This window comes from Synechococcus sp. R55.8 (assembly GCF_047461895.1).
Taxonomy (GTDB): domain Bacteria; phylum Cyanobacteriota; class Cyanobacteriia; order Thermostichales; family Thermostichaceae; genus Thermostichus.
Genome location: NZ_JANSIB010000029.1, coordinates 15666 through 26263 on the forward strand (window position 1 = coordinate 15666; position 10598 = coordinate 26263).

The 10598-nt window shown below is 56.6% G+C and carries 11 protein-coding genes; 5 read left to right on the forward strand and 6 right to left on the reverse strand.

All coding sequences use genetic code 11. The features are described 5' to 3' along the window. Positions 1-216: 216 nt before the first annotated feature. Positions 217-1185 (forward strand): methionyl-tRNA formyltransferase, encoded by a 969-nt coding sequence (gene fmt, locus NW829_RS04635; RefSeq protein WP_011433580.1) that lies wholly within the window; start codon positions 217-219, stop codon positions 1183-1185. Positions 1186-1313: 128 nt separating this feature from the next. Here fmt and radC read toward each other — a convergent pair whose 3' ends face one another. Genes radC through NW829_RS04655 form a run of 4 tightly spaced genes read right to left on the reverse strand, consistent with a single transcriptional unit; the run spans position 1314 to position 6153 of the window. Further along, positions 1314-2045 carry a RadC family protein gene (gene radC, locus NW829_RS04640; RefSeq protein ID WP_414329627.1) on the reverse strand — a complete coding sequence of 244 codons (732 nt, stop codon included), beginning with the start codon at positions 2043-2045 and terminating at the stop codon, positions 1314-1316. Positions 2046-2052: 7 nt separating this feature from the next. Then, positions 2053-3780, reverse strand: coding sequence for an ArnT family glycosyltransferase (locus NW829_RS04645; RefSeq protein WP_414416543.1), 1728 nt, complete (start codon positions 3778-3780; stop codon positions 2053-2055). Beyond that, positions 3773-4837: a CIA30 family protein gene (locus NW829_RS04650; protein ID WP_414416544.1), complete on the reverse strand. Its 1065-nt coding sequence runs from the start codon at positions 4835-4837 to the stop codon at positions 3773-3775. The genes NW829_RS04645 and NW829_RS04650 overlap by 8 nt, the downstream gene beginning before the upstream one ends. Before the next feature lie 38 nt (positions 4838-4875). Then, on the reverse strand, positions 4876-6153 hold the full coding sequence (locus NW829_RS04655) for a cysteine desulfurase (RefSeq protein ID WP_414416545.1): 1278 nt from the start codon (positions 6151-6153) through the stop codon (positions 4876-4878). Between the two features lie 184 nt (positions 6154-6337). On the opposite strand from NW829_RS04655, the gene NW829_RS04660 reads away from it, so the two are divergent. Together NW829_RS04660 and psb35 are read left to right on the forward strand one after the other, a co-directional pair. Next, positions 6338-6556 (forward strand): hypothetical protein, encoded by a 219-nt coding sequence (locus tag NW829_RS04660; protein WP_011433585.1) that lies wholly within the window; start codon positions 6338-6340, stop codon positions 6554-6556. A gap of 147 nt (positions 6557-6703) precedes the next feature. Further along, positions 6704-7012: a photosystem II assembly protein Psb35 gene (gene psb35 / locus NW829_RS04665; protein WP_414331646.1), complete on the forward strand. Its 309-nt coding sequence runs from the start codon at positions 6704-6706 to the stop codon at positions 7010-7012. 172 nt (positions 7013-7184) lie between these two features. Here psb35 and NW829_RS04670 read toward each other — a convergent pair whose 3' ends face one another. Both NW829_RS04670 and NW829_RS04675 read right to left on the reverse strand, forming a co-directional pair. Continuing rightward, positions 7185-8129 carry a hypothetical protein gene (locus NW829_RS04670; RefSeq protein WP_414351995.1) on the reverse strand — a complete coding sequence of 315 codons (945 nt, stop codon included), beginning with the start codon at positions 8127-8129 and terminating at the stop codon, positions 7185-7187. 88 nt (positions 8130-8217) lie between these two features. After that, entirely contained in the window at positions 8218-8892 is a 675-nt protein-coding gene (locus NW829_RS04675; RefSeq protein ID WP_011433588.1) for a response regulator transcription factor, read from the reverse strand. Positions 8893-9085: 193 nt separating this feature from the next. On the opposite strand from NW829_RS04675, the gene NW829_RS04680 reads away from it, so the two are divergent. Both NW829_RS04680 and NW829_RS04685 read left to right on the forward strand, forming a co-directional pair. Next, on the forward strand, positions 9086-9832 hold the full coding sequence (locus NW829_RS04680) for a rhomboid family intramembrane serine protease (protein ID WP_414412638.1): 747 nt from the start codon (positions 9086-9088) through the stop codon (positions 9830-9832). Between the two features lie 65 nt (positions 9833-9897). Continuing rightward, entirely contained in the window at positions 9898-10494 is a 597-nt protein-coding gene (locus NW829_RS04685; RefSeq protein ID WP_414412639.1) for a Uma2 family endonuclease, read from the forward strand. Positions 10495-10598 lie beyond the last annotated feature (104 nt).

A 10598-nucleotide genomic window follows, 5' to 3' on the forward strand; every position in this document is an offset into this window, starting at 1 on the left:
ACAGCCTGCCTTTTGGCAGTCCCCGCAGGTGCCCTTGACCGGGCGATCCCCCATCTCAGAGAGAGAAATCTCTCCGCTGGATAAGCCGCCACCCCCTTCTCCTGCCTCCCAGACTGAATCTCCGGGTGTCAGTTGACGGAGGAGATAGTAAGTAGCCGAGCGTTTGCAGCCGCTGGCTGAGCGTATTCTGAAGGACAGTGCTCGTTGGGGTTGGCCATGCGGGTTGTTTTTTTCGGCACGCCAGAGTTTGCCCTGCCTTCGCTGCAGATCCTGTTGCAGCCGCAGTCTCCCTTTGAAGTGGTGGGATTGGTCTGCCAGCCGGATCGGCCCCAGGGACGGGGACAAAAGGTGCTTCCCCCCCCTACCAAGGTTCTCGCCCAGGCCCACGGGATCCCGGTGTGGCAGCCTGTCCGCCTGCGGCGGGATCCCCAAGTGCTGGCGGCTCTGGAGGCGCTGGCTGCCGATGTGTTTGTGGTGGTGGCCTACGGCCAGATCTTGCCCCTGACGGTGTTGCAGATGCCCAAGCTGGGCTGTGTGAATGTGCATGGATCCCTGTTGCCGGCCTATCGTGGCGCTGCTCCCATCCAGTGGGCCATTGCCAACGGCGAAACCGAGACCGGCGTAACCACGATGCTCATGGATGAGGGAATGGATACGGGGGCCATCCTGCTCCAGGCCAAGCTACCCATTGGGCCAGAGCAAACCAGCCTAGAATTGGCACCCCAACTGGCTCAACTGGGGGCAGAACTCTTGGTGGAAACGCTCTTGAAATTGGAGAAAGGGGAACTCACCCCTATTCCTCAGGATGGATCCCGGGCAACCTACGCCCCTTTGCTCAAAAAACAAGACTTTCACCTCGACTGGCAGCGCCCTGCCCAGGCCTTGCACAACCAAATCCGCGCCTTTTCTCCCAACTGTTTCACCGGTATAGAGGGACAGCGGATAAAGATTGTCCGCTCCGCCTCTCCCCAACTGCACTCGCCACCCCCTGAAATCCCCCAGGGCAGTCCCGGAGAAGTGGTGGGGTTGGCCAGAGGAGAAGGGATCTACGTAGCCACAGGAGAGGGATCCCTGTTGATTCGACGGGCGCAACTGCCTGGCAAAAAAGAACAGTCCGCTTGGGACTTGGTCAATGGCGGCCAGCTCAAGGTGGGGATGCGCTTTGAGCCGCTGCCCAATTCTTGAGAGCCCACACACAGGGATCCCTTGGGCGTGGTCAACCCAAATGGTGGCGAATAAATGGTGGCGAATACAGTAATGAATGAAACATTTCCGTTGCATTACTCCCCTCTCCCTCTGGGAGAGGGTGAGGCTTACTCCGGCTGGGGAAACTCCTGCCAAAGGGTGGTGCGTTGGCGCAAGCTGAGGAACTGTCCGCCGCCCAAGATGAGGTGGTCCAAAACCGGGATCTGCAGCAGCTGCCCCGCCTGCAAGAGTTGCCGGGTGAGGGCAAGGTCTTCTGGGCTGGGATCCAAGCTGCCGGAAGGGTGGTTGTGGGCCACCAGGATGCGGCTGGCTCCTTGCTTGATGGCGCTGCGGAAGGTTTCCCGCGGATGGGTGAGGGTTTCGGTGGCTGTCCCCCGGGTTACGATCTGCTGGCCAATGAGGCGGTGCTTGATATCTAGGTGCAAAACGGCAAAATGCTCCTGGGTCTCCCACATCAGGTCGCCGCTCAGGGCCATGGCTGCCTGTTCCGGCGACTCGATCACCGTGCGTTCTGGCGGGCGACCCAAAAACACCCGTCGCCCCAGCTCGATGGCGGCCAACACCGTTGCTGCCTTGGCCGGGCCAATGCCTTCAATTTGCAGCAGCTCCCCTGCCTCCACCTGGCGCAGTTGGGCCAAGGGATCCCCTTGGGCTTCTAACTTTTTCAGGAGCAACTGGGCTAGGCCGACTGCCGAGAGCTTGCCCGGCCCCTGGCCAGTGTTGAGCAAGATGGCCAGCAGCTCGGCGTGGGAGAGGTGCCTTGCCCCTTGGCTGAGCAGCCGCTCGCGGGGACGATCTTGGGCAGGAATATCGCTGATGCGCAGCACGTACTGGCTCATCTGGGGCCTAGGGAGGAGAAGAGGTTTTTTTCAACAGCCAAAAGGGACTGCGGCGCTCGACGACCCGCCAAGATCCCAGAATGGCTGCCTGTTCGCCCTCGGGAGCTGTAAGTTCAGCTACAAAGGGATCCCAGGTAACCAGGTAGTCGGGCGCCTGCCCCTGGGCTTGCCAGTCGGCCAGCTCTTCTGGGCTGGCGGCGTAGGGAACCTGCAGCGGGCCATAAAAATAGGGTACAAAAGAGCGAAAGCCGTACAGGCCCACCGTTCCAGAGAGAGCCGGCTGGGCGTTGTTTTCGGAAGTGGCAAACTGCCGGAAAAAGTGGACGGCTCCCCCCTGGGTGTGTTGCAGCAGGCGGGGGAAGACCCAGCACCAGGCCAGTTGGGCGCTCAGTCCCGTGGCCAAGAGCAAAACTGTCCAGCCCCAAGCCCGCCGCCGTCCTCGACTCCAAAGGAGAATTCCCAGCAGCAGGATCGCGGCGGGGACGTAGGTCAACACTGGCCACTCCACCTCAGCCTGCAGGTATCCCAGCACCAAGCTGCTGGAAAAGTCGTCAGGGATGCCGGCAAAGACCCATGCTTGGACTAGCCCAGCGGGGTCCTGGGATCCCAGCCAGGGCAGCAACAGCCACAGGGCCAGCCAAAACAAGCCACTGAGCAGGATCCAGGCACTTTCCCAAAAACTGGGCCCTCTTTTCTCAGCAACCAGGCGCTGCAAGCGCAGGGCAGCAAAGTAGGCCCCAATGGGGTACAGCAGCGAGGTGTAGTGAACCAGCTTGGTTTGCACCAGCAGCGAAAACAGGGCCAGCACCACCCCAAAAGCCACCAACAGCAGATGTTCTGCCCGCCGAGTCAAATCCACCGAGCCCATACTCCTGGGGATCGTCTGCAGGATCCCGGCCAAAGCCAAAGAACCCCAGGGAAAGCACCCTAGGGCAAAGGCCAACAGATGAAAATAAACCGGGCCGGGATGCCCATCTGAGCTGGTGAGGATGCGCCATTGGTAGCGCCCAAACTCTTCCACCCATTCTGGCCCCCGTTGCACCCCCTCCAACGCCAGCCAAGTGAGGGGAACAGCCACAGCTAGGCTGAGGAAAACCAGGCTCTCCCCCCATCGAAGGGGAGGATCCCGGTGCCAGACCTTGTAGCCAACCCAGATGAGCAGCGGCAACACCAACCCCACTGGCCCTTTGGCCAACACCGCCAAGCCCAGAGCCAGCGCCCCCACCGCCTTCCAAACCCGACCGGAGCACCCCACCCGACGCGCCTGATCCGCGGCCAACAGGGATCCCAGACCCACCCCCATCCCCAGATTCAACAGCGGGTCGATGAGGCCGGTTTTGTAAAAAAACAAGGGCAGGTAGCCTGTCAGCAGCAAGATCCCCCATAGGCAGCCAAACCCCACCCCACGCAGATGGGATCCCCACCCCACCAGCAGCGCCACCGTGATCCCGCCAGCAAAAGCATTGGGCAAGCGCGCTGCCCCTTCGTTCATCCCCAAAACAGCCATGGACAGGGCCTGCAGCCAAAAAAAGAGAGGGGGCTTCTCGAAAAAAGGCTCCCCGTTGATGGCCAACGAGAAAGGATCCCCGCTGGCCAGCATCTGCCGCGCCAAGCTGGCGTAGATCAGCTCATCCCAGTCGAACAGATAGGGGATCCCCTGCCCCCATAGGAGCCATAGCCCGGCCAAAAAACCCATCCCCAGGGATCCCTTGAGGCGGCCCAGAAAGCTAGGCATGGAAAGCTTCTGAAGACACCACCCGGCCCACGCTCTGAGGCGAGCGCAGGAGGCGGAGCAACTGGGCTGCCAGAGCGGATCCCTCTGTCTCCGCCGGAATCTCCACCCCACACCAACGGCTGGAGCTACCCTGCAGGGCAGCTATCCACTCCGGGGCAAGGGATCCCCGCGCCACCCCGATCAATTGCGGCAGAGGCTCCCGACGATACAGCCCAATCCAGCGCAAGCCCAGTTGAAAAGGCCCCGGTCGGAAACGGGGGTTCAAGCGGCCATCCGCCTCAAACTTGCTCAACATCACCTGCAGAGAGCAGATCTGGCGAGTATTGAGCGCAGGAGCCGAAGGCACAAGGCGGGCGCGGAACGTGGCAACCATCTCCGCAAAGGGGATCTGAACGGTCTGCTCTTCTCCCGGCGCAGTGTCGAACGCATAGCCGTAGGCGGGGCTGTCCCAGCCGCCTTGATCCCGCAGTAAGACCTTATACCGCTGCCCATCCCCTCGCAGGCGCAGCTCCAGACCGGCAAACTCCGATAAGTCCAGCGGCGGCTGACAATTGCGGGTGCGCGTGGAAACAAACCCCCCAAAGTTGGCCGTGGAAACCTGGCCTGCGAACAGCAGCTCCTCCTTTCCCCAGAGCAGTTGGCTTTGGCTCGCCCCGCCCATCACCACATCGTCCAAAATGCCCCAAAACCGATGCAAATCCGGGTTGGGCCGGCGAAAGTCGAACAGCATCCGCTCCGTTTGCCCACTGCTGCGCAATTGCTCCAGATAAGCCTTGGCCGTTGGTGGATCCCCCAAACCTAGGATCACGGTTGCTGTCGCCCAATCTGGCGTATGGCTCACCTCCACGCCCTGCTGCCGCAGGGCCTCCGCCAACCCGTCAGGCAAACCTTCCCCCACCACCCCTATCTGGATAGCGACCGGCTCGGAAAGAGAAGGTGGCACAAAATCATCCTCCACGGCCTGGAACCCATTTTGAACCCGACGCCACACCTCAGCCCAAGGCAGGGCCTCATAGTAGGTGAGCGTGTTCCAGAACCGCCCCAGATCCCAAGGCATGAGTCTACCTCATCTCTTCAGAGGTCTATCCCGGATCCCTAGCTTAGGGCAGCGCCGAAGAACTCCACCGCTTCTGCCAACACGTCTAAAAAGCGATCCACCTCCGCCAACGTGTTGTACAGGTAAACACTGGCTCGGGCAGTGGATTGTACTCCCAAATAGCGATGGAGGGGTTGAGTGCAGTGGTGCCCCGCTCGAACGGCAATGCCTTGCTCATCCAGCAAAGTAGACAGGTCATGGGGATGGACAGCCTCCACCGAAAAGCTGACCAGCCCTGCCCGTCGCGCCGGATCCTTGGGGCCATAAACCGTAATACCCGCTATGTGCTGGATCCCGTCCAACAGGTGGGTAATCAACCTTTGTTCATGGGCATGAACCCGCTCCAGACCGATCTGGCTCAAGTAATCTACGGCTGCCCCCAGCCCCACCGCCTGGGCAATCGCCGGCGTACCAGCCTCAAATTTGTGGGGGATATCCGCATAGGTGGCGTGATCCCAGTACACATCGGCGATCATCTCTCCCCCACCCAAAAAAGGGGGCATCGCTCGCAGCAGCTCCCGCCTGCCGTAGAGGACGCCAATCCCCGTTGGGCCACACATCTTGTGCCCCGAAAAGGCCAACCAATCGCAATCCAGCGCCTGGACATCCACAGGCATGTGGGGCACACTCTGGCAAGCATCCAGCAGAACCTTGGCCCCGTAGCGATGGGCCAGCTCAGTCATCTCCTGGACGGGATTGATGGATCCCAGCATGTTGGAGACCTGGGTTACCGCCACCAAGCGGGTGCGGTCGCTGAGCAAAGACCGGTAGTGCTCCAGATCCAGCTCTCCCTCTGGCGTGATCTGGATGAACTTGAGGTGGGCTCCCGTCCTTTGGGCCACCCATTGCCACGGGATCAGGTTGCTGTGATGCTCCATCACCGAGAGGACGATCTCATCCCCCCGCTCCAGATGGCTCAAGCCCCAACTGTAGGCCACCAGATTGATGGCTTCGCTGGCATTGCGGGTGTAGATGATCTCCTGAGGAGAAGGCGCGTTCACAAAACGAGCGATCTTTTCCCGCGCCCCCTCATAGGCATCTGTGGCTTCGTTGCTCAGCGTATGCACCCCGCGATGCACGTTGGCGTTGCAGTGTCGATAGTAATGATCCATCGCCTGCATAACCGCCAGTGGCTTTTGAGAAGTGGCGGCATTGTCAAAGTAAATTAGCGGGTGGCCGTTGACCTGGCGCTGCAAAATCGGAAAATCTGACCGCACCTGGGCAGCCAGATCGAAAGAATGGTCAAGCTTGAGAGAAGAAAGGGGGGATACCGCCATGGTCTGCGCAAAAAGCCTGCTTCCCTCAGTATGACATCGCTTCCGGCCAGCCTTCGGCAAACCCATCCGCCCAATCCCTTCCAGCATCCAGGGATCCCTTCCTCCCTGACCTGAAAGCGAAGCTTGTCACAAAATGTAACTTTGTGTTAAGTTTGGTTACAGCAACCAATACGAGGTATTAGCAATGCAATCGTCTCCCAGAATCCCTTCTCGTCTGGACTCCGCTTCTGTTGCCCAGTACTACGACACCACCAACGACTGGATCCCAGGCTGGACAGAGCAAGCGGAGCGTTGGAATGGACGCTTGGCCATGTTGGGCTTGGTGATCAGCATTGCTACAGAAGCGGTGCTGGGCCACAGTGTTTTTGCCAGCACTCTCGCCCAGTGGCTAGGTCTGCAATAACCTGCAATAATTTGTCGAAGAACTTTTCGGTAGAGCCACATTGGACATCTCACAGACTTTCTCTTCGGCTTTGAGATGTTACAGCTCTACCCTTTTTGGGAGCTTTTTCACCCTTCAATCCCTATCTATCCCTATCTCGACAGTCCGATGATGCTTGACAATCCCTTCCTCCCCTACATTGCCGTCATGGTGGCCGGGCTGGTGGCCGCTGTTGTGATTGGCTCGATGGCTTTCTTCAACTCCAAGCGCCCTGCTGGCTGGGAAGGCGCCGGTCGCCCGCGGTACGTGCCGCAGTACGGTCAAGACGGCGATACCCCGCCGGAGTGGGAGATTGGCTGGACGGAGAAGGCGGAGCGATGGAACGGACGGCTGGCCATGTTGGGGTTTGCCATAAGTGTTGTGGTAGAGGCCATTGTGGGCCACAGTGTGTTTGCCTCTGCACTGGGGATCCACTGATCCAAGTTGAAAGCTGTCCGGCGCCCAGTCGTCTCGAGGAAATAAAGGCGGAAGCTATGGAAGCCTGCTTTTTCCTCATGCGTGCTCTTTGTCTTTGCCGTGCAGTACTACCTTGCTTATCTCCTGGAAAGGCTGTACCCAAAGATCGGTGCCTCCTCCATTCGGTTGGTGTCTAGCCATCTGTTGCCTGTCTAATATGATTCTCAAAGGTGAGACGTGCTGGAAGCTCAGAAAGGTTCATAGGGATACCCACAAGCTTGAGTGTCTTGAAAAATAGATGGAAGTTATCTACCTTGTCACAGCGGAAGTAACAATCAGAGCTCTTTGTTGACCTAGACCCTGAGATAAACTCCAGGCGGAATACGTAACCATCCTCACTATCAATGCACAGCTTAATCTCTTTGATAGCCTGGATCCTAAATAACAATCGCTCTGAAGAACCGAAATCCTTGACTCTAACGTACTCCCTACTTATGGCAACGCATCCAAATGAAACCTCTTGTCCACGCTCAATTGCTTCTCTCATGCCTTTCCAGCGCGTGGAGCAAATGTAGCTGGCTACATACCTCATCAAAGGCAAAGACGGGGAAGATATAGATACGACAGGATTTCCTTGGCAATTGATGTAGTAGCTGTAGTATGGGTAGCATTCTGATTTGACAAAACCGACACTCTTCTTACTGAAGTCCACGTTCACTGAGACAATTTCGTTATACCTATAGGCAAGTCTGTTCTGCTTTCCTAGGATGTCACGATAGATGTCATGATAAATGAAGCCATTGCTCAAAATAACAACCCTAGATTTATAGGGTTGATTTGAGTACCAATAGTACCAAAGAAGCATCGATAAACCACCCAACAATCCAGAAAAAGCCATAGCAATAGGAGGTATGCCACTGGCCAAAGTGCTAGGGATCCATGTCCCTAAGGCAGAAAGTATTGCCGATAGAACTGCGAAGATAGGAAGTCCAATAAGTAGCAATGTAGATAAAGATACCGACACAACACGCATCAGCAAAGTAAAAGGGCTCCATTTCTCGATTGGCGTTTCTTCTGTTGTTACGAGGTATCCCAGTGACTTATCCCGTACCAGCTTTGTCTCGGCCTCTAATAACATCACTTATCCCCCCTCACTTCTTGGATAAGCTCCATTGGCAATCTATGCCAAAGTAGTGTTTAGAGACAAACTCATAATCTATTCTGTTTCACCACTGGATAATCTTTTTCTGAACGGCTGTCATACACATGGCAACGCGAGCATTGATCTCATCCTCAGAGCCGAAAATATCCAACTTTTCTTTGAGCCTCTGGATACAGTTTTGTACGGTCTTCTTGCTGGTGTGAATGCGATCTGCGATGGCCTGATCGGTGAGGGCTTCTTTGCAGAGCAAGTTCAAGACCTCAATTTCTCGTTCCGTCAGCTTCGTAAGACCGCGCAACTCCCGCGGCATGCGCAATTCTCCATTGAGGGCACTTTTGGCCCCCTCCAAAAACACGGTGCGCCGTTCCATTTTGTTGACCGCGGCAAACCCACCCTGGTGTTTGCTGATCAGGCCCACCAATGGAGTGAGCAGCAGCGGCTCGCTGGAATAGGCCATCACATTCAAGGTGGGGTAGTTCTCAAAGATATGGCGCAGGAACTCTAGGCCAGGCTCGGCAGACTGCTCTCCGCTGGTTTGACCATAGAGCAGATCGGCTACAACCAAGTCTGGTTGTTCCCGCTGCAGGCGCAGGATGGCGTCCATGGGATTGGTGACCGTAATACATTGAGCATCTGCTGCAATGCGTTGCAGCCACTCACAGTTGTTTTGAGCCACCTCTGGATGATCTTCGACGATCAAAAACTTGAGCGGGGCAGTGGGGCTTTCAACCTCGGACATCAATCCACTCCTCTAGTCCAGCCTTGCAGTTTATCCTCTGCCGGGCGGGCTTGACTGAAAACTGAAATAGGTTCACCAGCAAAGCTCCCAGCAGGTTACCCTAGTGTAGCCTCAGGTAGGGGCTTAGAGGTGAGCCTGGGGGGGTGGGAAAGGACAGGTTAGGCTAGAGGGTGACGTCAACCGGATCTGAACTGTGGTACCCCTGCAAGATCGCAACCCAACCACCCGCACAGCCTATGTCACTTATGCCTTGGTGATCGTTAACATCTTAATTTTTCTGTACCAGCTAACCCTGTCGCCACAAGAGCTGGCAGCTTTTTTCCGAGAGTGGGCAGTGGTACCGATAGAGTTGACGGCCAGTTTTCGAGGGGAGCTCACCTCTTCGTCGCGTCCAGAATGGGTAACCCTATTCACCTCACAATTTCTGCATGGGGGCTTTCTCCACATTGGCGGGAACATGCTTTTTTTGTGGGTTTTCGGCAACAACGTTGAGGATCGCTTGGGCCATGTGCGCTACCTCATCTTTTACCTGGCTTGCGGAGCTTTGGCTGCGCTAACGCAGTGGTTTTTCGATATGGGATCCCCCATTCCTTCACTGGGGGCAAGCGGCGCTATTGCCGGCGTATTGGGAGCGTATATTTTGCGCTTTCCACGGGCCGAGATCCTAACCTTGGTGCCCTTGGGTATTTTCATCACAACCCTCTACGTTCCGGCTTGGGTGTTCCTGGGCTTTTGGTTCATCCAGCAAGCTTTCTACGGCATTGCCAGCCTACAGACGCCTACCAATATCGGTATGCAGGGTGGGGGAATTGCTTACTGGGCCCATGCGGGCGGTTTTGTGTTTGGGGCCATTTTGGGGCCGCTGATGGGGTTGTTTTCCGGCAAAAGCCCTTATGACCGCCAAATGACTTGGCAACAACGTGACAGGGATCTGTTTTGATTTGATCAGCTTTGATACTTTCTCAGTCTATTGTTAATCGGATAGCAGCGTGATGGGAGAAAGCCATGGTCAGTCTATCTGCCAAGCCTCTAACTCTGGAAGACTTTCTACAACAGCCGGAAACTCAGCCCGCCAGCGAGTTCATCAAAGGAGAAATTATCCAGAAGCCCATACCACAGGGAAAACATAGCCGTCTCCAACTAAAACTGGGTAGCTTCATTAACGAGATGTTGGAGCCTTCTCAACTGGGAATGGCATTTCCAGAGCTGCGCTGCACCTTCGCCGGATACGCGATTGTGCCCGATATTTCTGTGATCCCCTGGGATCGGATCCCTGTGGATGAAGATGGCACCATTCAAAATCTCATCCCCTTTTGCCCGGATTGGATGATCGAGATTCTCTCTCCCGATCAAAATCCAATGAAGCTGGTCAAAAAAATCTTGATCGGCCTGGATCACGGCTGCCAAATGGGGTGGGTGGTGGATCCCGAAGAAAGGGTTGTTTTCGCCTACCCTGCCGGGCAGCAGCCGACGGTGCATGAGGATCCCCAAGAGGTGATCCCCACTCCTGCGTTTGCCCAAGGGATCCAACTGACAATCGCAACTTTGTTCGGCTGGATGCAAGTTCAAGCTGGCGAGAGCCACAAGTCCAATGCGGGATAGAAAAAGAGTGGATCTCCTTCCATCCCTCAATTCTCAATTCAAATTCAACATTCAGCTAGAAATCGCAGGAGCCCCGCACTGTACCCGTAGGGTCAGTGTCGGGA

Coding starts and splice junctions, on each gene's coding strand:
- fmt (WP_011433580.1), top strand. CDS start 217: ATGCGGGTTGTTTTTTTCGGCACGCCAGAGTTTGCCCTGCCTTCGCTG.
- radC (WP_414329627.1), bottom strand. CDS start 2,045: ATGAGCCAGTACGTGCTGCGCATCAGCGATATTCCTGCCCAAGATCGT.
- NW829_RS04645 (WP_414416543.1), bottom strand. CDS start 3,780: ATGCCTAGCTTTCTGGGCCGCCTCAAGGGATCCCTGGGGATGGGTTTT.
- NW829_RS04650 (WP_414416544.1), bottom strand. CDS start 4,837: ATGCCTTGGGATCTGGGGCGGTTCTGGAACACGCTCACCTACTATGAG.
- NW829_RS04655 (WP_414416545.1), bottom strand. CDS start 6,153: ATGGCGGTATCCCCCCTTTCTTCTCTCAAGCTTGACCATTCTTTCGAT.
- NW829_RS04660 (WP_011433585.1), top strand. CDS start 6,338: ATGCAATCGTCTCCCAGAATCCCTTCTCGTCTGGACTCCGCTTCTGTT.
- psb35 (WP_414331646.1), top strand. CDS start 6,704: ATGATGCTTGACAATCCCTTCCTCCCCTACATTGCCGTCATGGTGGCC.
- NW829_RS04670 (WP_414351995.1), bottom strand. CDS start 8,129: ATGTTATTAGAGGCCGAGACAAAGCTGGTACGGGATAAGTCACTGGGA.
- NW829_RS04675 (WP_011433588.1), bottom strand. CDS start 8,892: ATGTCCGAGGTTGAAAGCCCCACTGCCCCGCTCAAGTTTTTGATCGTC.
- NW829_RS04685 (WP_414412639.1), top strand. CDS start 9,898: ATGGTCAGTCTATCTGCCAAGCCTCTAACTCTGGAAGACTTTCTACAA.